Origin of the sequence: Sphingobacterium spiritivorum ATCC 33861, assembly GCF_000143765.1 — a bacterium.
Classification (GTDB): Bacteria; Bacteroidota; Bacteroidia; order Sphingobacteriales; family Sphingobacteriaceae; genus Sphingobacterium; species Sphingobacterium spiritivorum.
The window spans coordinates 130,411-152,540 of sequence record NZ_GL379773.1; the positions used below are offsets into that span (position 1 = coordinate 130,411).

16 protein-coding genes are annotated in these 22,130 nt (G+C 38.9%); 4 read left to right on the plus strand and 12 right to left on the minus strand.

The window, feature by feature from the left end:
* Position 1 precedes the first annotated feature (1 nt).
* Entirely contained in the window at positions 2–2,941 is a 2,940-nt protein-coding gene (locus HMPREF0766_RS16835; protein ID WP_002999815.1) for a PD-(D/E)XK nuclease family protein, read from the plus strand.
* Between the two features lie 219 nt (positions 2,942–3,160).
* On the opposite strand, the gene HMPREF0766_RS16840 is transcribed toward HMPREF0766_RS16835, so the two are convergent.
* The 7 genes from HMPREF0766_RS16840 to HMPREF0766_RS16870 all read right to left on the minus strand — a co-directional run bounded on the left by HMPREF0766_RS16840 (position 3,161) and on the right by HMPREF0766_RS16870 (position 10,827).
* Entirely contained in the window at positions 3,161–4,027 is an 867-nt protein-coding gene (locus tag HMPREF0766_RS16840) for a cupin-like domain-containing protein (RefSeq protein WP_002999818.1), read from the minus strand.
* A gap of 165 nt (positions 4,028–4,192) precedes the next feature.
* Positions 4,193–5,215, minus strand: a complete 1,023-nt coding sequence (locus HMPREF0766_RS16845) for a hypothetical protein (protein ID WP_002999821.1) — start codon at positions 5,213–5,215, stop codon at positions 4,193–4,195.
* 92 nt (positions 5,216–5,307) lie between these two features.
* Complete coding sequence (gene porM, locus HMPREF0766_RS16850) at positions 5,308–6,831, minus strand: type IX secretion system motor protein PorM/GldM (RefSeq protein ID WP_002999824.1); 1,524 nt, start codon at positions 6,829–6,831, stop codon at positions 5,308–5,310.
* A 44-nt stretch (positions 6,832–6,875) separates the two neighbouring features.
* Entirely contained in the window at positions 6,876–7,520 is a 645-nt protein-coding gene (gene porL, locus HMPREF0766_RS16855) for a type IX secretion system motor protein PorL/GldL (RefSeq protein ID WP_002999827.1), read from the minus strand.
* Positions 7,521–7,566: 46 nt separating this feature from the next.
* Complete coding sequence (gene porK / locus HMPREF0766_RS16860) at positions 7,567–8,868, minus strand: T9SS ring complex lipoprotein PorK/GldK (protein ID WP_002999830.1); 1,302 nt, start codon at positions 8,866–8,868, stop codon at positions 7,567–7,569.
* 243 nt (positions 8,869–9,111) lie between these two features.
* Positions 9,112–9,891, minus strand: a complete 780-nt coding sequence (locus HMPREF0766_RS16865; RefSeq protein ID WP_002999835.1) for a uroporphyrinogen-III synthase — start codon at positions 9,889–9,891, stop codon at positions 9,112–9,114.
* Complete coding sequence (locus HMPREF0766_RS16870) at positions 9,892–10,827, minus strand: DUF4271 domain-containing protein (RefSeq protein WP_002999838.1); 936 nt, start codon at positions 10,825–10,827, stop codon at positions 9,892–9,894.
* A gap of 69 nt (positions 10,828–10,896) precedes the next feature.
* On the opposite strand from HMPREF0766_RS16870, the gene HMPREF0766_RS16875 reads away from it, so the two are divergent.
* The gene (locus HMPREF0766_RS16875; RefSeq protein ID WP_002999841.1) at positions 10,897–11,466 is read left to right on the plus strand and encodes a DNA-3-methyladenine glycosylase I; all 570 of its coding nucleotides are present in this window, start codon (positions 10,897–10,899) and stop codon (positions 11,464–11,466) included.
* Here the strand turns inward: HMPREF0766_RS16875 and HMPREF0766_RS16880 are convergent.
* Both HMPREF0766_RS16880 and HMPREF0766_RS16885 read right to left on the minus strand, forming a co-directional pair.
* On the minus strand, positions 11,463–12,008 hold the full coding sequence (locus HMPREF0766_RS16880) for a phosphoribosyltransferase (protein WP_002999843.1): 546 nt from the start codon (positions 12,006–12,008) through the stop codon (positions 11,463–11,465). The two genes, HMPREF0766_RS16875 and HMPREF0766_RS16880, sit on opposite strands and share 4 nt — an antisense overlap.
* Position 12,009: 1 nt before the next feature.
* A complete protein-coding gene (locus HMPREF0766_RS16885; protein WP_002999848.1) occupies positions 12,010–14,094 on the minus strand; it encodes a transglycosylase domain-containing protein in 2,085 nt (694 codons plus the stop codon).
* 264 nt (positions 14,095–14,358) lie between these two features.
* Between HMPREF0766_RS16885 and HMPREF0766_RS16895 the strand changes: the two genes are divergently transcribed.
* Positions 14,359–15,420 carry an Mrp/NBP35 family ATP-binding protein gene (locus HMPREF0766_RS16895; RefSeq protein WP_002999852.1) on the plus strand — a complete coding sequence of 354 codons (1,062 nt, stop codon included), beginning with the start codon at positions 14,359–14,361 and terminating at the stop codon, positions 15,418–15,420.
* Between the two features lie 149 nt (positions 15,421–15,569).
* Positions 15,570–15,965 (plus strand): hypothetical protein, encoded by a 396-nt coding sequence (locus HMPREF0766_RS16900; RefSeq protein ID WP_002999855.1) that lies wholly within the window; start codon positions 15,570–15,572, stop codon positions 15,963–15,965.
* Between the two features lie 22 nt (positions 15,966–15,987).
* On the opposite strand, the gene HMPREF0766_RS16905 is transcribed toward HMPREF0766_RS16900, so the two are convergent.
* The 3 genes from HMPREF0766_RS16905 to HMPREF0766_RS16915 all read right to left on the minus strand — a co-directional run bounded on the left by HMPREF0766_RS16905 (position 15,988) and on the right by HMPREF0766_RS16915 (position 21,821).
* On the minus strand, positions 15,988–16,833 hold the full coding sequence (locus tag HMPREF0766_RS16905) for a hypothetical protein (RefSeq protein ID WP_002999860.1): 846 nt from the start codon (positions 16,831–16,833) through the stop codon (positions 15,988–15,990).
* Positions 16,834–17,034: 201 nt separating this feature from the next.
* Positions 17,035–18,564, minus strand: a complete 1,530-nt coding sequence (locus HMPREF0766_RS16910; protein ID WP_002999862.1) for a RagB/SusD family nutrient uptake outer membrane protein — start codon at positions 18,562–18,564, stop codon at positions 17,035–17,037.
* Positions 18,565–18,575: 11 nt separating this feature from the next.
* Positions 18,576–21,821 (minus strand): SusC/RagA family TonB-linked outer membrane protein, encoded by a 3,246-nt coding sequence (locus HMPREF0766_RS16915; protein ID WP_002999866.1) that lies wholly within the window; start codon positions 21,819–21,821, stop codon positions 18,576–18,578.
* Between the last annotated feature and the right edge of the window lie 309 nt (positions 21,822–22,130).

Below are 22,130 nucleotides of genomic sequence, written 5' to 3' on the forward strand. Positions count from 1 at the left end.
TATGAAACCATTTTTAAAAGAAGTAGCCGAAGATTTAGTAGCCAAATTTGGAGATCACCTTCAGGATTGTGCCATTATTTTTAATAACAAAAGACCGGCGACCTATCTCAATCAATATTTATCAGAAATATATCAAAAGCCTTTCTGGAGCCCTTCCGTATTCACTATACAGGAATTCTTTGCACAATCCACCAATCTGAACATTGCTGATTTCTACACCCAGTTCTTCACGCTTTTCAATCTGTATAATGAATTGTTAATCAAAGAATCAGGGAAACAGATAGAGATGGACAAGTTCTTTCCGGTGGCCAAAACAATTCTTAGTGACTTTGGACAGATCGATATGGACAATGTGGAGGCCGATCGTCTATTTAAGGAGTTGGAGGATATTGCTGTTATTAATCAACAATTTGATTTCCTGACCGAAGAGCAGCATCAGTTTCTGTCCAGATTCTGGACTTCTTATACAGAAGGTAAGCATAAAAGACAACAGGAGAATTTTATTCGCATGTGGCGCAGAATGCCTCTTTTATACCGGTTATTTCATGATGCACTAAAAGCGAAAGGTCTGACCACTATGGGGCAGATCTACAGACAACTTGCTCATCAAACCTGCTCCAATCCACAGTTTGTCAATAACTTTGATAAAGGCAGGATTATTTTGGTCGGATTTAATGCCTTAAGCCAGACGGAGGCTATTATTTTCAAAAGATGGCAGGATCAGGGCAAAACACTCTTTTATTTTGATACAGACAGCTACTATCTCAACGATCCGCTCCACGAAGCAGGTTTATTTTTGAGAAAGAACATCGATCTTTACGGTTTAAAAAATGAGTTGAACAATCAACGCAGTTTGATCAATGAGCTGACTACACCGACTACTGTATATAAAGTACAGGGGCAGACGACACAGGCTAAAATTCTCAACCAGGTTCTGTCTGAAGATTATGAGCAATTAAAACAAGATCCTTCTTATGGTCAGACTGTGATTGTATTGGCCGATGAGAGTTTATTATTACCTACCCTACAGACTATCCCTTCGGATGAACAAAGTATACAGGTCAATCTGAATGTAACCATGGGCCTGGGCTATACCTCTTCCTCCTTATTCGGACTGGCGGATTTGTGGTTGTCTCATCAGGTAGATATGATGAATACCCGCTCTGCGGAAGAACTGAATGTTCCTTACAGAACTGTAGAAAAGTTTTTGACACATCCCCTCATTGCTGTCGATGAGAAAAAACGCACACAGGTACTGGCTGCCTTTGTAAAAGAGCAATTGGTGGTCATTCCATTAGAACGGTTAGTTCAGCAAAAAGGCATATTCCAATTCTTTTTCCAAAAAGTAACAGATCCATTAAGCCTGACCAGGGAACTAAAATCTTTGCTGGAATATCTTGCAAAACGCCATTTGGAACAACAAAATTTACGGCAACTGGATGCAGAACTATTTGTTAAAACGATCCAGGAGTTAAACAGAATGCACGACACTCTGGCGCAACACATACAGACCTCCGGCAACAACTTTGCACCCAGATTTGCGGCAGCACTGATCCGGAAAGCACTGGAAGCCATATCCGTACCGCTAAGTGGTGACCCGCTGAGCGGCCTGCAGGTGATGGGGCTTCTGGAAACACGTAACCTTAATTTTGATCATGTAGTGATCTTAGGTCTTAACGATGGTATCATCCCGCAGAATAGTGTCGGAAACAGCTTTATACCGGATAGCTTAAGGCGGGCCTATGGCTTGCCGGTACTCGAAAATCAGGATGCTATATCGGCCTATATCTTTTACAGACTGGTACAACGTGCGAAAAAATTAAGCTTTGTATACAACAGCCTGACAGACGAAAGTAATACCGGAGAACCCAGCAGATTTTTGAAACAATTAGAGTTTGAAAGCAATTTTGAATTTCGTTATCAGGATCAACATCTGCAAATCAAAGTAGAAGATCAGCAGGAATTGGTAATACCAAAGACAACAGCAATAATGGATAAATTAGGGTTATACTTATCCGGCGAACGGACATTATCTGCTTCTGCACTTACTACTTATATTGCCAACCCTATTGATTTCTTTTACAAGTATGTTGCAGAGATCAGTGAACCTGAAGAAGTCAATGAAGTCGTAGAGGCCAATAATCTCGGAACCATATTACATGGAACAATGGAAGATTTTTATAATCAACTGAAAGCCGAGAGTAATTTTATCAGTCCGGAACGTATAGCGCAAAAGCGAAAAGAGCTTAGTAAACTGATTGAGCATAATTTTATTAAAGAATTTTATCCTGAAAACACCAAAAAAATACATTTTACAGGTATACAACGGGTCATAATGGCCATTGTTAAAGAATATATTCATATTATTCTGGATCATGATGAGCGCGCTGCACCTTTTACTATTCTTCAAATGGAAGAAGAGATGACTGTTCCTTTTGAATTTAACGATAGCAATGGCCGGAAACAGGTCATTCACATGAAGGGCATTATCGATCGTGTCGATATCGGTCAGGACGGTGTAACACGGATAGTAGATTATAAAACCGGAAGTGACGAACTGGATTATAAAAGTCTGGAAGAGGCATTTAATACTGATGGCAAAAAGCTGAATAAAGCTTTGGTACAAACATTATTCTACACGTATGTATTTGAAAAAGCGAAAAACATCAAAAATGTAGAACCAAATCTCTATGTAGTAAGGAAGATGAAGAATGGTGGAACGCTATTTCAGACGAAAGTGGAATTTACAGACGATAAGAATAAGGTAAAAAAGGCAGATCAGGATCTCTCCGGAGATTTTCTGGCTGAAGAAAAAGAACGGTTCGCTCATTTGCTGGCCAGTAAGCTTCAGGAATTGTTTGATCCACAGGTGCCATTCAGAGTAAGTCAGCACAGCGAAAATTACATATTCTCGCCATACAAATCGTTAATGACGACATAAAGCGCCTGTTAATTAACTGTGTTTTGTATAACAGTTGGCGAGGATAACAACTGACGCAATAGTATAACTTTTTCACAACCCGGGCGCTTTTCATTTTGCCCGCCAGCAGGAAATTGCATAAGTAAGCAAGTAGTCTGGGGAAAAGATATAAAGTACAAAGGCCTGATCATATAGAGAACATGATCAAGCCTTTTACTATAATAAGCATGTGGATACTTATTATTTATATTTTTTCATTGCACGGTTTGCACGGACTTTAGCAGTCTGGATTTTGTAATCAAACCACTTGTCTTTAAATATTTTACGCATAGTATCATCAAAATAGCGCGTAATAAACAGATTTCTGGCTCCCTTTAGCTTCTCACTAAATGAAGAAGGCAATGCTCTTACTGAGATAGAATAACCTTCTGTAGCATACTGAATATAATGCCACCAACCTGCCGGCATATATAATGTATCTCCGGGATGGATCTCAGCTTCGTAACCGTTCAATAACCTAAGCGCCGGATATTCTTCCAGACTGCTGAATTTCGGATTAGCGATACTATGAAAATTATAAGGCAACTTATACATCAGATCCGACTGGTTATTCGGGAACAACCATATTTTCTTTACACCCTGAAACTGAGAAATAAAGACATGCGACATATCTATATCAAAGTGATTACGTGTAGATGATCCCTCACCTCCGAAGAACATATACGGCAGCCACTGTAATACCTTTCCTCCGGTTACGTCATTATAGATGACATCTTTTTTCAGTTCCGGTCTGAGTTTTAACAAATCAAACAGGAATAAACGTAGTTCTGTGGGTTCTTTAGTAATCAGATTTAAATACTCCGCAAACGTCATTTTTCCTACCGGTGCGCTTGCAGCACGATCCCGTGACTCTTCTTCCTTCCCATATACAGAAATCATTTCGTCTCCGGCTATTTCCTTGAAATAGTCATAGCTCCATTTCTTCCAACATGCACTTTCAGGACTTATAAAGTCCTTTATAATGACAGGTTGACCCTTTTTCAAGTAATCTCTGATAAAATCACTTGGAGCTATTCCTGAGATACTATTGACTGGTTTTAATTTCACAAGATTGACTGTATAATTTATCTTCTAAATACAAACTTAAAAAAAAATATTCCTATTAAGTGCTCTGAGTAGTGATATAATATTTCCTTTTATAAGACCACTAACTGAGGAGACAAGTTAATAAGAATATTTCTAAATAAGGGTGACAGAGGTCACATTTTTATCTTAATATGACCACAGATCCTGCTCGTAGTCCATTAATGTTTTCTTAATTCGTTCAGACTCATATAGTCTGTCTACACCTTCCGCCATATAATCTTTTATCCGCAGATCTTCCGGATTAGATTGCTTAACAATATAGCTGGAGAACATTCTCTTGATAAATACATCATCATAGCTAAGTCCCGTGGCATCATTATGTCTGTTTACCACTTCCTTGTTTACAAATACATGTCTTGCTTCCGGGAAATAGATCCAGAAAGCAGGAGTCGCATCTACCTGAGGTGTGAACGTATTCTCCTGTGCAGGCAATGCTGTTGATGCAGGTGTCTCTGCGGCCGGTGTTTCTGGTTGTACTGCAAACGGGTCAAAAGGATTACCGCCTGATGCTGCAGTAGAGTTGCCCGGAAGAACTGGTGTAGTCGCCAGACCTTCTATATTCGGAGTGATCAGTGGTGCGATACCAACAATACGAGGTTCAAATACAGAACGTTGTTTATCGAAGATCCAGTCTTCTTTTATTCGGAATTTGACAACATTCTCGCCACTGAATTTCCTTGCTTCATAATGTGATTTGACAACCTCATTATTTTCATTATACTCTTCTACCAAAGTACTGTCTCCTCCAAAACGGGACATTACCTGATCCACAGGAAGTACATTCTTGAAGCTGTCACCGTTTGGATCATTTTCTGTAGGAGTAGGATCATATGCCGTTAACTCGCCTTTCATCACAGCATCCACGATAATATCAATCAATCTGGATTTAGGCGATGCAAATGCTTTATTCATCTTCTCGCGCAGATCGATTTCTCTCCATACCCGTTTGCTATATGCAATATCAGTCTGTCTGACATTTGCATATGGGATTACTTTTCTTTCTGCAATATCGGATTTTACAGCATATCCGTCCACAGGAGGTTCCTCCACCTGAATAGGCTTTGTACTATTCGAGAGGTTCTCCTGTTGCGCAAACACAAATGGCGTATAAGCAGAAGCCAACAGCAATAAAACACCTAACTTTTTCATCCGTATATATTTTTTTTAAACGGCTATGTCACTCTCCGATTTCCGATCCTCTTGTGGATTTTGAAAAATCGCAATAGCTTCATAACCCTGTATTAATTTGTAACCTGGAATGAAATAGGATCCAGATTTTGTGCCACTCCGTCAGGACCAACACCCACAATATTATAAATCGCAACTAACGTACCAGGAGTAATTGCCCCTAGCCCTGTTTTCATCTGTGCCGAGAAGCTCGAACCAGAAGATTGATAAGGGCCAATAGGATCAACTCTTGGTTTCAGGATATACATATTAAATTTAGTAATGCTGAACTTAGCATCAAACTCAAAATTATCCAATGCTGCTGAAACTACATTCTGACCTCTAAGTTGTGCTGCCGAAATAGCACCTCCTGTTTTTCCTGCCACTCTTGCCGCAGGTTTCGGTATGCGTTTTACACGAAACTCAGTTGTTCCCAGTTGCTGTACTTTACCGTCAATCTTAGCAGACACACTTACTGTTGCTTTTCCGGGAGTAGTCACTTTAGCAGAGTATTTACCTCCTGATCCGGAGATCGTTACTCCGTTTCCTGCCACCTGGATACTACTCATCGGAATACCCGGAGCAGATACTGAAATTGGATTTGAAACTCCAATGTACAATACGTTCATAGCATCCGGAGATACTACTGCAGATGGTTTGGCTACCTGATAAGTCATTGGCTCTGTCAGATATTCCTTCATTGTTCCGTCGGTCTGTTTTACAAGGATTTTACCTTGCCATTTAAATTCGCCTACAGAAGAGGTATTGACCGAATAAAGTCCCTGACCATCTTTTACATTCAGTGCACCACCGTTTACTGAAATACTTGGATTGGATTTGGAATCATAAGCAGTCAAAAATACTTTAGCGGTATAAGGTTGTCCCTGTATCAGATATGAAGTAGGAGCAACTGCAACAGCAGAGAATCTATCCAGATTGACAACTGCCTGATCCATTTTACCGAAAATATGTTTTACAACAGCTGATTCTGTATTCTTAGCATCAGCTTTGATTTTTTCTAATGCTGTGATCGCTGCAGTCAATGGAATACCATCGCCAAAGTTAGAATCTTCCCAGGTCTTTTTGATTCCTGCACGTGGCGCCGGATCCTGAGCAAACAGACTGAAACTTACTTCCTTATTGGTCAATTTCTCTAATTCATCTTTTGTTGAATTGATCATATCCCGCAATTGCTTTCCACGCTTCTCAGTGATCATCAGGCGGTAAGCGATATCGGTATTATTCCTTTTGATCAGATCTCCCGTTTCACTATCTTCTCCGCCACCTTCCTGTGCCAAAAGTGTCTTCAGCTCATCAACATAAGCTGTCAATTTTGCTGTTAACTGTTGTGCCTTCTCTGCTTTTTCTAAAATAGGTCTGGCACGCTCCGGGTTTTCTTTCATTTTTGTCTCCCGAAATGACAAAAACATATTATCAATCCCAGCTTGTGTATTCTGGGTTGATGTACTTAAGCTGTTTGCTAAATTTTTGAATGCATCTAAAATGGAATCACTTACATTCAGCGCTACTAATCCTAGTAGAACCAAATATAGGATCCCAATCATCTTCTGTCTGGGTGTTTCTCTATGACCTGCCATAATGTAATTTTTTAATTAATAAACTTTGATTATTAAAAGATTACTTATGATTTGTTTGGATTCATAGCAGAAAGCATATTTCCATAGATCGCATTTAGAGAAGCTAGGTTTTTGTTGAACGTACTCACTTGCTCCTTGAATTGTTGCATATCAGTAGAGGATTCATTAAATGTTTTCAAATCCGCAGCTGCGCGGTCAAATGCTGAGCTTAGATTTGCAGCACCTGCTGATGCCGCATTCAGTTTATCTGCAAACAGATTGGTAGCAGTAGCGGTATCTGCTACTTTAGAGATTGAAGCTACCTTGTCGCTGAATGTACGTAGTCCGTCTCCTAAATTACCAATAAGGTTTTCATCTATTTTAGCATCCTGCAATAATTTGTCTAATGCCGCAGTATTGCCTGTTGCTGCAGGAGCTGCTGCTATAGCCGGGCGTGCACCCGCCTTTGGCAACTCTCCGTTATAATCTTCGTCCAACTCAGGATATACCCTTGTCCAGTCTACTTCTGATTCGCTTGCCAAAAAACCCATTATGAAGAACAAAAGTGCTTCAACAGCCAATCCAATACCTATCATCCACTCACCACCTTTAAAATGGAGAATTTTAAACATTAATCCAATGATTACGACAGTAGCACCCCAGTTGATCAAGGTGTTAATACCAAATTTAAACTTACGTTTTGTTGCCATTTTCTTAAAAATAATTTATGTCTTTCTTAAAATTAGTAGTTCACTTTTATTTGGTCACACCTGTATATCGTGTCACAGATCTGAATCCGATATAGGATTTTGCGGTGTCCTGATATTCATATTGACGGGTAGAGTTTTGCAGGAAATAACCGATATCTTTCCATGATCCGCCACGTACGACTTTACGTTTCATTGCATTCTGATCACTCGCCTTCGCGCTGTGAGCATAAGTCGGGTTCATATCATGAACGAAAGAATATGCTGATTCATCATAGCTCGATTGTGTCCATTCGGCCACGTTACCTGCCATATTATATAATCCGAAATCATTTGGCCAGTAGGAATATACCGGAGCAGTATAAGCTGCACCATCATCAATATAGTTACCTCTCCCCGGTTTGAAATTGGCCATCAGACAACCTCTTGCATTTCTCGCCGAAGGTCCTCCCCACGGATATTGCATACCGTTTTTTCCGGCTCTCGCAGCATATTCCCATTCCGCTTCCGAAGGAAGCTGATAAGGCATGCGTTCTACTTCTCTGTTTTTAGCCGCAGCATTATTAAACAGACGGGTTCTCCAGGTATTGAATGCCTGTGCCTGTTTCCAGGTTACACCTACTACAGGGTATTCATCAAACGAAGGATGAGAAAAGTATCCTTCCACCATAGGCTCGTTTTGTGCATAACTAAAATCGCTTACCCAAACTGTTGTATCCGGATATACCAGGATAGTATCTCTCATTATAAATTCTGATCTGCTGCGGGAAGGATCATTCTTAGCTGCGATTGCTCTGCGGAGATCATACCATTCATAATGGTATTTAAGCAATCTTACATCGATTTCATTTTTTCCGAAGATACGGTCCTCACCCTGATAATACATGCTGTTCACACGTTCGCGTTGGGTCTGATCTTTTGTTTTCCACGGAGATTTACTCTGAACTTTATTCCAGTCAATATGACGTTCTCCGGAAGTAGGAGTTGTACCCTGATTCTGAATAAAATAGGAATCATCACCAAGAAAATTGGTGATAAGAATGGAGTCACGCACCCAGTTCACAAATTGGCGGTACTCACTATTAGATATCTCTGTATCATCCATATAGAAAGGTGCAATAGTCACCTGTCTGTTTTGAGACACCTGCGAAAAGGTAATATCTTCATCGGACTGTCCCATAATAAACGTACCTCCGGGAATAAGTACCATTCCATAAGGCGTTTTATTGGCTTTCAGTTTATCTAATCTCACCCCCAGTAACTCTCCGTTATTACCGGGACCTTTGCAGCTACTGATAAGCAGAGAGCCCATAACAGCAAGAGTAAGAACTTTAAATAAATTATAATTCATTGTTAATTATGCAATTGAACAAATAAGCAGATCAAAATTCAGTGCCCTCAATAACAATATTTTATTGACGGTCAATGTGTAAAAATACAACGTTTAATCAATATTCAGCGTTTTCCTCTTTAATTTTTTTTTTATTGTCAGTATAGCCCTACATAATTAACATAGAATCCGGCTTTCTGTTCTTCCTAGAAAACAAAAAAGGTGTCATCACAGACACCCTTTCCTATTAAGATTTTTTTTATTCTATTTATTTACCAACTTGATGTATTGCTCAACAGCCATTGTCATACTTGGAGCAGCAGGAGTGGGTGCCGGAATATCCAGAATCAATCCATGATCCAGCAATGCTTGTTGTGTAGTTGCTCCGAAAGCAGCGATACGGGTGTTGTTCTGCTTAAAGTCCGGAAAGTTTTCATAAAGAGACTGCACACTGGAAGGACTGAAGAAAACAATGATATCGTAAAATACATCTTTCAGATCCGAAAGATCACTGATTACCGTACGGAACAAAACTGCAGGAGTAAAATTATATCCGTTGACCTGCAACCAGTTTTGTGTTTCTTCATTTGCCACATCCGAACATGGGAACAGGAATTTTTCTTTGCTGTGTTTTTTCAACACATCTTCCAGATCCTTTGCGGTCTGTTTGCCGAAGAAAATCTTACGCTTACGATATTGAATGTATTTTTGAAGGTAAAGAGCAATGGCTTCTGTAATACAGAAATACTTCATCTCTGCCGAAACTTCGAATCTCATTTCTTCACAAACACGGAAAAAATGATCAACAGCGTTTTTACTGGTAAAGATTACTGCAGTATGCTCGGAAAGATTTATTTTGTCTCTTCTTACATCTTTTGCAGGCACCCCTTCCACGTGAATAAAGCCTCTGAAATCTAACTTTAAGTTATATTTTTCAGCTAAATTAAAATAAGGAGACTTATCATTATCTGGTTTTGGAATAGTAACTAGAATACTCTTTACTTTCTTGGCTCTTTCTACATCAGAAGTTTGCATATTGTTCATTTATTTGCTCAACGTTCTCACTAATATCAATATCGGTGCGATTTCTAGGCAGCAAAGGTACAAAATTAAATAAAAAAGAGAAAACCTAAGATTGCCGAACAGGTGGAAAGCAGTGCGTAAATACCTGTATATAAACAAAATAAAAACTAAAATTATTGAGAAGGATATGACGAATGTAAAATAAGCAGACGGCAATAAACTCAAAACCAAGACTGTCGGCATCAGAATTAACATACTGTTAAAATAAACTAAATATAGAACGGCAATGTATTCCCTGACCAGTTTATCCAATTCAAACACAAAAGAAATGAATCTTATAAACAGAATTTTGAGAATAAACAGTACCCCTACGATCAGCGAAATTTTGAGAAAATTATTTAACGTCAACGAATAGCCGTTGCCTGACATATAAGCATCATACATCAGTAAAAAAAGTCCCAGGGTGAAACTGAAGATGATATATAAAAAGATATAAGACCAGGAAGTAGCCATATTGTCTTCTTTACTGACCTGTTGTAACAACCGGTCTTTAAAATAAGCTTCAATAATGACATTGAAATCCAATGGAAAAAACAAGCGTACCAAGGCTACGGCAAATACGAGTATCATAATAATACTGATAATCCATACCGGACGATTTTCTCTGGCATCTCCGGATCTGACAGCATCCGGACGATCTTTCTTTAACGTTTCAGCAAACTTCAACCATTTGATAAAGTCTCCGTTTGTAACAATCACTTTATCCTTTATCTCTTGGGGAATGGTAATTCCGCGATCAGGATCCGGCACAATAAGCGGATACATCTTTTGAAGAGAAGAGACCGTATCTACATACAAGGAGTCAGTTTGTATACTTATATTTGCTACCGAACGATGCGGCAACAAAAGCCCCATTACGATTATCAAACATAAAATAACGAATTGCTTCGCGGACATAGACATAGTTCTTTTTTCGAGATGTAAAGTTAAAATAAAAAATCAGAAGACCACTTAAACATAATCAATATGCCAAAATCAATTGTCAGATGTTCCTGGTGCGGAACAGACGAACTATACAGCCAGTACCATGACAAAGAATGGGGTAAACAGGTAAAGGATGAAAAGACACTGTTTGAGTTTTTGGTACTGGAATCTGCACAGGCGGGTTTGAGCTGGATCACAATTTTGAGAAAACGGGAGAATTACCGTCGTCTCTTTGCCAACTTTGAATATAAGAAAGTGGCCGAGTTTACAGAAAAGAATGTAGAGGAATTAATGCAGGATGCGGGCATTATCCGCAACAGACTGAAAATAAAGAGTACGATCGAGAATGCAAAGATCTTTATGAAAGTACAGCAGGAATTCGGCAGCTTTTACAATTACCTGTATTCCTTCATGCCAGACAATGCCCCGATCATCAATGAAGTAAAATCTATGAGCGATGTACCCGTCAGTACTCCGGAGTCAGATGCAATAGCAAAAGATTTAAAGAAAAGAGGGGTAAAATTCTTTGGCACAACGATCTGCTATGCATATATGCAGGCCGTAGGTATGGTAAATGATCATATCGTCACATGTTCCTTCAGAGATCGTTAAGATTTCGAAGGAATATGTTGGTAAATATCTGGAAGATTGCGGCATTGCCCGTTATAATCCAACCCGTATCCAATGACAAACTCTTTCTCTATCTCAAACCCTATATACATAATGTTATCAAACTGTACCTGCAGATTGGCCGGTTTCATTAACAATGCACAAACTGAAATACTGGCCACGCCCAGTTTTTCTAAAGCTTCCATTGTATGCTTCAACGAGTGACCGGAATCAATAATATCTTCCACTATAATGACATCTCTGCCTGTGAGATCCATTCCTACTCCTATCAGTTCCGCAATGTCTTGCTGCTCCACACCTTTGTAGGAAGCCAGTTTAACAAAGGAAAGCTCGGAGGGAATGACAACCTGTTTCATCAGATCTGACATAAACATAAAACACCCGTTTAATACCCCAATAAATACAGGGTGCTTATTTTCAAAGCGCATATTCAGATCGATACCTATCAGACGTATACGTTTTTGTATCTGATCATGATCAATCATAATCTCAAATTCCAGATTATCTACTGTAAGGTATTTCATACTATTTATTCTCCTCTTCGTCTGTTTTTTTTCTTCCTAATATCTTATCAAAGAGGCTTCTTTTTTCCTTCTCTTCGCTTTCCAGTTCCTTGATCATTTCTTCTTGCTCATCGTCCATATTCATATTCTGCAAGGAATCTACAGGCATTCCGGCAGGTCTTGATGGTCTGAGGTGTGGCTGGAGTACCACGGTATAAAATCCGTAGTTAGCCACAGTAGTATCTCTAGACAGTTGCCCTGTCTTGACCATGATATTGCCATATGTATTAAAGTAGCGCGACATCTGCGGTTTCAGATGCCCTGTATAATCAAAGGCGTACAATCCTTTTTTGGGACGCGGAACAATACTTGACAAAAACAAACTTTCACCCAGTGTGATTTCAGAAGGTTTTTTACCAAAATAATAGTTTGCAGCCTCTGTGATGCCGTACACATTATTCCCCCATTCGATTACATTCAGATAGACCTCATACAATCGTTCTTTGCTCACCTGATGAGAAGATTCCATGAGCCAGACGAGTACAATCTCTTCCAGTTTACGAACCAGTGTCTTATTTCTGTTCAGAAAAACATTTTTCACTAACTGCATGGAGATGGTACTTGCTCCCCGTTTAAATTTTCTTTCTTTTATATTTGTAACAATAGAGAGCTTGAAAGCCTCTTCCTGAAATCCGTTATGTTTGAAAAAGAAAGGATCTTCAGTATTCAGTAATGTGGTACGCATGTACCTGGAAATACTTTCATACGATGCAAATTTGGGGTTTTGAGGACCCACCACGATTTCCCGCATGACTTTTTCATCTTCATAAGCAGTATATACAAACGGAGAATTGAGTTTACTGATATCCGCTTTTCCCCACTTGACGATCTTAAGGTCTTTATCATCAATTCGGGAAGAAAACTTAAGCTGATCCGGTTTTTTGAGATTAACCTCGAAGTCCAGATCATACTGGATCTGTCCTGAAACCTGTATTCCTTCTACAGATTCAAAAAGTCCGTTTGGAATAGCATCAAAGAACTTTTGTGCTTCAAATTTGCCTGTATGCACAGCAAGCGCAACGATCTGTTGAGGTTTATGAATATACTTTGCTTTCGGACTAAATTCAAAATCTCTGACTTTGACTTTGCTCCCTTCTATCAACTCTATAGACTGGGCACCAATATTGACCCCTCCTTCCAGAGTGGCTTCCGGTAGATTAATATCCTGATCGGACAATCTCCAGTGATGTACCTTTAAATTTTTAAAATGCCAGTCTCCGCGCAGGGTCAACATCTCTTTACCCTTTCGGTCAACTTTATTCAAATCAAATTCGATTTCATCAAAACTTAGTCGCACACCAAATTTGCTCTTTAAAAAAGGGAATTCCGTATCCTTCTGTTCGGATGACAGTTTGAGGTTCAATTCCTGCCGGTCAGGGTTTACATATCCTGCCACATTCCATTGTGCATCGTTATCATTTAAGAACAGAGCGGCATCAATATCACCTCCACTGATCTCTGCACGCGGTATTCGTAAGCGCTGATAGGTACTGTCATCTCTGAAAGACACTTCAAAATCCTGAACATCCATATTTCTGGGGATTTTAAAGAAAACCTGCTTCAGAATTCCGTCTGCTAAGGACGCCAGATTCTTTTCTGCTTTAGGAGTATCTGTAGAGTCTTTATTTTTCTTTTTAAACAGGAAATCATAATTGCTTATACTATCCTTCTTTATCAGGGTAAAGTTGGCTTTATTCATTTCGATCTGTCCGATCTTTACATCTCCGAATAGCAAAGGCCATATACGAACAGATACCGCAAAATCATCTATATGTGCAAGCTGATCTTTTCCTTTAGGGGTAACGTATACATTTTTGAAAACAACTGTTGCTAATCCCTTGAAGCCGTAGTATTGGATTTTGAGATCAACCCCGTATTTTTTATCCATTTTCTCTTTGGCAGAAGCGATTGCCTTTTGTAAAATGGCATCCCGTTTACTCAGCCCATAGGAAACACCGACAACCAGCAACAATATAATGCCGGATAGTATCCCGATGATCCATCGCTTCTGTGTAGGAGTAATTTTATTAAAAAACTTTTTGAGCATAATAAATGAACGAAAAAAAGCCTGTTTTCTTATCTGTTATACAGTACAAGTATAGGCAAATTAAGGCATTCTTTGAGCAGGAAAATAAACTAGTTTCTTTGATTTTTAATCCATTTCAGAACTGCGCCATATCCTTCTGTTTACTTTTCATCTGTATCGACACGCCCCAAAAGAATGAGGTAAGATCAAATTTGCACTTTAAAAACATCCAAATGACAGGATTATGTTTTGCAATAGTTAGTTTTGTAGTTTGATACCATAGATATGATCACAAAAGAACAGATATTAAATGCCCTGAGTCATGTAGAAGAGCCGGATTTAAAAAAGGATCTCGTAACACTTCATATGATTCAGCATATCGAGATATTTCCGGATAAGATAAAATTTGATGTTGTATTGACTACACCTGCCTGTCCGCTTAAAGGGCATATCGAACATGCCTGCCGCAATGCGATAGCCTTGTTTGTGGATAAAAATATAGCTGTAGACATCAATATGACCTCCAATGTGGCGAGTCGTGAAGGCAATCAGCTTTCAGGTATCAAAAATATTATTCTGGTTGCATCCGGAAAGGGTGGCGTAGGAAAATCTACTGTTGCTGCAAACCTGGCTCTTGCCTTAGCTGAAAAAGGAGCAAAAACAGGACTTCTGGATGCGGATATTTATGGTCCTTCGGTGCCTATAATGTTTGGCCTGGAAGGAGCCAAGCCTCAATCTGTACAAACAGCAGATGGTAAAACAAAAATTTTACCGATTGAGAAGTTTGATCTTAAATTATTATCCATCGGTTTTTTCACAGATCCAAATCAACCTATTCCCTGGAGAGGTCCTATGGCCACATCAGCTATTAAACAATTATTCAATGACGCTGACTGGGGTGAACTGGATTACCTGATTGTAGATATGCCTCCCGGAACAGGCGATATTCATATTACCGTTGCACAGACGTATCCTATATCCGGAGCGGTCATCGTGACTACTCCTCAACAGGTTGCGCTGGCAGATACGATAAAAGGTATAGGCATGTTTATGATGGAAGGCATTAATATTCCAATATTGGGAATAGTCGAAAATATGGCTTATTTCACACCTGCCGAATTACCGGATAATAAGTACTACATCTTCGGAAAAGATGGAGGAAAGAGATTAGCACAGGAGAATAATGTTCCTTTTCTCGGAGAAATACCTCTGGTAAAGGGAATCTCGGATGCCGGTGATAATGGATTTCCTATATTACTGGATAAAGATGATCCCGTAAGCGCAGCTTTCCTGGATATTGCAGGACGGACTGCACAGCAGCTATCGATTGAACTGGCACGACATTAATAAGCCCGGCTTAATGTTTAACGGTCTTCACCTACTCTATTATCACCAGACACAGGCACTTTTATCAGGCCGGTAAGTTTGGTGATAATAAAATATTTTGTTAACTTTAGTATACATCTGACTTCCCTATTTTAGTTGCTGAAAATTCTATGGAAAGAATCAATATCATATATGATGTATATCAAAGAGCTATTGGCAATTATACGGTTTCCATCCGGTCATTCTATTCTGCTGAAACGAAGTTAGGTATCGGCTTATTTGTAAATGAAATAGAAACGCCTCTTTTTTATTATAAAACGGACAAAAGTAATAGTATCCCCTATCTGGGCTTCAATCACAGTCAGATAAAGGTGTTTATGGAATCCGACAATTACGAGAATAAAAATGTAGAATCCCGTTTTATTAATTTCACCTCTCTGATCAAAATGTTTGAATTCTATGCTTATGCACACTTTGACGCCAAGCCACAGGAATTTATTACTGAAAATCAGGTATACATTGCCTACATAACCGCATTCGAAAAGAAAATGAGTCTATTGAAATAGATCTGTGATTTTCGTAAGCAAACTATTCAAATGATGAAGTTACAGCTGTTGTTGGCTGTTTATCATTAGCCAGGCTTCCTCCCAGAACGGATTGGTTTCCTCCGCTTTTATCGCCACTTGTCGCCACATCATTACGTCGCGTAAATATTTCGGGAATATTCAGCTGACTTACTCCTTTAATTGTCATTAATCTGGAAACATAGAATTTTTGAGTTGTAGTCTTTGTTTCTACCTTATTATTGACCTTATCCACGATTGCAAATGTGAGGTAACTCTCCATGTTCATGGGCGTAGCATCTACGGAAAAGGAATCAAAACGTGCAGGCATCAGGTTTCCGTCTATAGTCGTAATATTCACTTTTTGAGATAAGGGTTTGTTATAAAGTGACCCAAACTGACGTCTTAAAGACAGGAAGTTATTTTCAATGTAGGAATGGGGCGGAACGAAGAGCATACTTTTAGGTAATGTTGCACTTCCATTGACATTTCCGCTTACTGAAGAATAATCTACGCTGTGGCCGTTACCAAGATCATAACCACTTGTCCAGGAACTTGCGTTAAGCCGTGCATTCAATTTAACATCATTTCCTAAATAGCTGATGGCCTGACCGTTTACCACTAATGCAGAACTTCCAAGATCCACAGCAATAGGCACGCCCAACTTATTAGTAATACGGGTATGTACACTGGTATTTTGTCCATTAAATCCATACTCTATTTTAATCGTATCATTCTCAAACACAAATTTCCCTGATTTTTCATCTTTGGAAAGAGATTGACTATCAATGGTTGTTAAATAGGTAGTAGAGCAACTGTTTAATATAAACAAAGTGCACAGCGCAGCTGAAAAATACTTTAATGCCTTCATATCCAAACTTTACTTAATTTCAAGGTAAGTTAAACAAAAAAAATAATACTTATTATATGGCGACTCTTCTTTTAATATTAAGTTTTTGTAAACTATTTTTCAGTTAACATTGGACGGTATTACCAAGACTTATTAAAGACTCAAAAAAAAGGCCTTCCGGAGTTTTCCGAAAGGCCTTAAAAAATCCTATCAGTCAATAGATTACTCTAAAGCACCGTTATAATCTGACTCACGAAGAGGAATTCTCCATGTCCATTTGTTATTTTTTTCCGGTGTGATAACTTTTGCCAGGTCGGTTATAAAGTTTCCACCGTTTGCGTATATTTTGCGGTCAATAGAATCTCCCCATCTCTTCATATCAAACCAGTCGAAACCTTCACCCCATAATTCGATTGCTCTATACTTTTTAATCTCTTTCAGCAGATCTTCTCCTGTGGCAGTTGCATTGTACTGTGCATCTCTTCCGGACTTAGCAGTCAGGTTATTCAACACGGTCTGCACTTCTGAAGCGGGTTTATTCTGGAAGTATTTAGCTTCTGCTTCGATCAGATACATCTCAGATGAACGGAAATGATTCAAATTACCTACACCCGGCATATCCGTTGCTTTAAGTTTAAACTGCATATAAGCATATGTTGTAGCATTTGATTGCAAAGCCGGAAACAGTTGAAAAGCTCTTGCTTTCAGAGCAGCTCCTGCAACACCTGTACTCGTCGTATAGGCGTCTGTTTTAGGATCTAAAAATAATCCTTTTCTGATATCCGTAGCAGGGATTTTATTGAACAACTCTCTACTGATACATTTTGGGGTATTCCTTACTGCACCTGCACTCGAATTATAGCCGATGTAAGAGAAAAATGAATAAAAGTGTAAATTCTCATCCAACGCTCCATAGCTGCTCCAGATCCACTCTGCATTCGGTGTGCTGAATCCTGCTTTGTAGTCATTTACAGACATCAACGGATAATCCTGAACGGCTAATTTTGCATATTTCTCAGCGTTAATATAATCCTGTCTGTTTAAGGCTGCACGTGCATAGATAGCATATGCAACATCCTTGTTGACTTCAAAGTTTTTGGTTCTTTTCAATCCGGACTGTTCATATAATGCTAATGCAGTATTAAGATCATCATATATTTGCGCATAGGATTCTCCTAAAGTAGATAATGCTTTATCTCCAGTTGACATATCAGTACGTAAGATCAATCCCGAAGTACTTCCGTTATTAGAATCACTCCATCTGTATCCGTAGATCTGAGCAAGCATCATAAAGCTGTAGGCTCTGTAAGTCAGGGCCTGTGCTTTAAGAAATTGTTTTTCACTTTCAGGACCTGTAGCAGCATCCACAGAGTGAATAATGATGTTGGCATTACCAATTATTTTGTAGTAGTAATACCATGGATAATACAAATAAATGCTTGTTACATTCTCATTATATCCGGCATTGATAATAGCGGCCCAACCACCTAAGTTGACAAAGAAATGGTTTCCCGGATAATTACCATAATACATCTTTATAGTTCCTTCACCATTAAAACCTTGTGATTCCAGATATTGTGAAGTCATCATTTTTGCCAGACCGTTTACGGCAAGCTTTACATTGGCCGTTGTCTCAAATACGGTCGGTGTACCTATTTTTTCTGTAGGTACGGTATCTAAATAATCCTTATTACAAGAAGCCAGGAACAACGCTCCTAAAGCTAATATTTTTATAAAACCTGTGTTTTTCATGTTCGTTTGTATTATAATCCTACTTTCACTCCTACTGATACTGTTCTTGGAGTCACCCAGGCATTGGTACTAACTCCGTTCCATTGTTGTTGCGGATTCATTCCTTTTAACTTTGTAAAAGTGGCCAGATTCTCGATTCCGGCATTTACCGAAACTGAAGATAAATCAAATCTGTTAACAAGTGTCTTTGGAAGTGAATAGCTAATTGCTATATTTTTGATAACCAGATAAGAAGCATCCTTCAGGAATCGAGTGGACGTGAAATTATTAAAATTACTCTGAGAGAAGTTAATACCCGGAATTCCGTTAGGGTCAATTCTGTTTTCAGATGTTAAAGTCATTCCTTCCGGAGTACCATTCCATGAGTTTAACAGATCGGCATGCAGCGAGCTTGGTGTACCTGACATACTCATCAATGTTCTGTATGATTCATCAAAAGTTTTACCACCGATGGCGTAGGTAAATAATCCGGATAAACTAAAATTCTTGTAGGTAAACAGCGTATTAAAACTACCATTCATTTTAGGAATAACACTTCCTGACCAGTCTCTTTTACCATAAGAAGATGGGTTAGTAACATAGTACTTACCATTGATCTCAATCAGATCAGCAGCAGGAATAGGATCTTTTCCCGGAGCAGAACCATTCACATTGAAACGTTCGGTATCTGCAAGATACAGGGACTGACCAGTCATCTGATCAACACCCGCAAACTGCCATAACCAGTAATCGTACCGGCCATGTCCTTCCATCCACTTGAAGTTTCCGGTTACGATACCATTCTTTCTGTTTTCCTCAGGTAAGGCCAATACTTTATTTTTCAACCAGGTCGCATTCGCTCCGATATTCCATCTGAAATCCTGATTTTTGATTACATCCACATCGAAGGTCACTTCAATTCCGCGATTAGACATCGAACCAATATTCTTGGTAATAGTAGACACTGCATTTGTATTGGACGTTGCTCCTGCAGAAAGCGGAAGATTAAGATCAAAAATCAAATTTTGTGATTGCTTATCAAAATACTCCACCATGAAGTTCAATCTATTGAAAAGTCTACCTTCTAAAGCCGCTGAGAATGAACTCGACGTTTCCCAGATCAAATCTTTGGCTGCATTCTGAGAAAGGTATAAAGCCGCTACATTTGCATTTTGTGCAATGCTATACAATGCAAGGTGTGCATAATAATCAGCACTCTCATCATTTCCAACTTCACCATAAGAAGCTCTTAATTTCAAATTGTTTACCGTGTTAAGAGCATCTTTGAAGAAGTCTTCCTTAGAGATAGACCAGCTTCCTCCTAATGACCAGAAGCTACCCCAACGGTTTTCAGGAGAAAAGCGGGAAGATCCGTCTCTTCTGAATGATGCTTCCGCAAAGTACTTGTTATCGTAGTTATAACGCGCTCTTGAAAGGAAACTCTCCGTTCTGTATTCTTGCTGATAATCGTATAAGTTGGTAATATTTGTGAAATTATTAAGGTCCGGCTTACCTGCAAATGTTTCTGTAGTCTTAAATCCATACAGATAAGTACGGTTGTACCAATAATTTTCATGACCAGCCAACACATCTATATGATGCTTTCCGTAATCCTTATCCCAGGACAATAACTGTTGAGTAGTATAATTTTTATATCGATAGATTCTTCTTACTCCTCTGCCTTTATTCCCCATACCATCACCGATAATGGCATTATAATAATTACGGTCTTCCGAGTTTCTTAAGTTTAAGTCCCCGTTTACGGAGAATTTAAAATCTTTTAGAAAATAGAAGTCTAAGTATACGCGACCATTCAAGGTGCTGCGTATAGTATTATAGCTGTTCAGTTCATTCTCCCAAATGTTATGACGCCCCATATATTGCATACGGGTATCAGAACCTTCATCATATTGTTTGTTACCGGCCGCATCCAGTGCATATGAACCATCGGCTTTATGCAAATGAATAGGATAAATCGGAGCTATACTTCTGGCATAATTAAATGGATTTGAATAGGAACTTTCATCATCATTTGTCGCAGGGATCAGATTTGAATTTTGATGAGAACCGGAGAGGTTCATTCCATATTTAAACCATTCCTTAGCTTTCAGATCGGCATTGACACGTCCTGTAAAACGGGAGAAATCTGACCCTTTTATATAGCCTTTCTCTTTCAGATATCCGGTAGAAAAATAAATATTGCTTTTTTCTGTAGCATTGCTTCCGTCAATGTTGTAATTCTGACGGTGACCTAAACGATCTACAGCATCCATCCAATCTAAATCTTCCTGATAGCCTGGTAATATCTGTGCATCACTTACCATTTTACCATTGCTGTCAAATAACTGATCACTCGGCTTATTGTAAATATTCAATTTCAAATAATCGCTGATCAGAGCCTTAGTAGCCTGTGCTCCGGCTAATTCCTTTGTCGGATAATCTTTTGGATTACTTGTCAAAAGGTTATTTCTGAAACCCTGCCACATGGCTTCCATAAACTGATTTGGATTCAATCTGTCATACTCAGCTATACCTCTGGAATAAAATCCCTGATCTGTACCCACATTTATCTGAGAGCGTCCAAGTTTTCCTTTCTTGGTAGTGATAATAATCACACCATTTGAGGCACGGCTACCATACAAAGCAGATGAAGAAGCATCTTTCAATACGGATACACTTTCTATATCATTTGGGTTAATATCGGATACATTTCCACCAAAAGGCACACCATCAACAACATATAGAGGATCATTAGATCCGTTCAGAGATGAAAATCCACGGATTCTGATCGTTGGTTCGGAACCAGGCTGACCTGAGGTATTATTGATCTGTATACCTGCAGCAGATCCTTCCAAAGCACCCAAAGCATTTGTAATAGGTCTTTTTTCAAGATCTTTAGAAGTAATGGAAGAAATAGAACCAGTCAAAGATTCCTTCTTAGCTGAACCATAGGCTACCACTACAACTTCTTCAAGCGCATGCTCATCGTTATTCAAGACGACGTTTAGTTGCATCTGACGCGTGACTTTGATGGTCTGACTTGCAAATCCGACAAATCTGAAAACCAGAGATGCATTGGCAGTTGCAGAAATACTGTAGTTACCATCAGCATCAGTCTGTGTAGCCTTATTAGTCCCTTGTACTATTACGGATACTCCACTGATAGCCGAGCCATCGGAGGAAGAGGTGACCTTCCCTTTTACTGTAAAATCCTGTGCGTGTGAAACTCCGATAAAAAGAGTAAACACAAGAATAAAACTGAGTAATTTTTGTTTCATATGTTTATGTTTATTAAAAAAATGTCCACGAGGGGACGGTAGTTAAGCAACGAAAGTTGGCTCCCTTTGAGAATTTATATTCAAAAAAAATCGAAAAGAGTAGTTAATGAGGTCGTCGTCAGCAACTGTTAAAAAAAGTTAAGCGCAAAAATATAGCTAAAATCGAAAAAAACAAATAATTGCATAAAAAACTATTACTGTCTACACTACATCTATTTATAAGCTATTGATTATAAATAGATAATAAAAAAACAATTTAGCAAAATATATAAAAATTAATTGTTTGTGTTACTACCGTTGTGACATGTA

Excerpts from the sequence above, each read along its gene's own strand:
- HMPREF0766_RS16880 (WP_002999843.1), bottom strand. The coding sequence starts at position 12,008 with ATGAAATACCTTACAGTAGATAATCTGGAATTTGAGATTATGATTGAT.
- HMPREF0766_RS16875 (WP_002999841.1), top strand. The coding sequence starts at position 10,897 with ATGCCAAAATCAATTGTCAGATGTTCCTGGTGCGGAACAGACGAACTA.
- HMPREF0766_RS16845 (WP_002999821.1), bottom strand. The coding sequence starts at position 5,215 with ATGAAAAAGTTAGGTGTTTTATTGCTGTTGGCTTCTGCTTATACGCCA.
- porM (WP_002999824.1), bottom strand. The coding sequence starts at position 6,831 with ATGGCAGGTCATAGAGAAACACCCAGACAGAAGATGATTGGGATCCTA.
- HMPREF0766_RS16910 (WP_002999862.1), bottom strand. The coding sequence starts at position 18,564 with ATGAAAAACACAGGTTTTATAAAAATATTAGCTTTAGGAGCGTTGTTC.
- HMPREF0766_RS16900 (WP_002999855.1), top strand. The coding sequence starts at position 15,570 with ATGGAAAGAATCAATATCATATATGATGTATATCAAAGAGCTATTGGC.
- porL (WP_002999827.1), bottom strand. The coding sequence starts at position 7,520 with ATGGCAACAAAACGTAAGTTTAAATTTGGTATTAACACCTTGATCAAC.
- HMPREF0766_RS16865 (WP_002999835.1), bottom strand. The coding sequence starts at position 9,891 with ATGAACAATATGCAAACTTCTGATGTAGAAAGAGCCAAGAAAGTAAAG.
- HMPREF0766_RS16885 (WP_002999848.1), bottom strand. The coding sequence starts at position 14,094 with ATGCTCAAAAAGTTTTTTAATAAAATTACTCCTACACAGAAGCGATGG.
- porK (WP_002999830.1), bottom strand. The coding sequence starts at position 8,868 with ATGAATTATAATTTATTTAAAGTTCTTACTCTTGCTGTTATGGGCTCT.
- HMPREF0766_RS16905 (WP_002999860.1), bottom strand. The coding sequence starts at position 16,833 with ATGAAGGCATTAAAGTATTTTTCAGCTGCGCTGTGCACTTTGTTTATA.
- HMPREF0766_RS16915 (WP_002999866.1), bottom strand. The coding sequence starts at position 21,821 with ATGAAACAAAAATTACTCAGTTTTATTCTTGTGTTTACTCTTTTTATC.
- HMPREF0766_RS16835 (WP_002999815.1), top strand. The coding sequence starts at position 2 with ATGAAACCATTTTTAAAAGAAGTAGCCGAAGATTTAGTAGCCAAATTT.
- HMPREF0766_RS16870 (WP_002999838.1), bottom strand. The coding sequence starts at position 10,827 with ATGTCCGCGAAGCAATTCGTTATTTTATGTTTGATAATCGTAATGGGG.
- HMPREF0766_RS16895 (WP_002999852.1), top strand. The coding sequence starts at position 14,359 with ATGATCACAAAAGAACAGATATTAAATGCCCTGAGTCATGTAGAAGAG.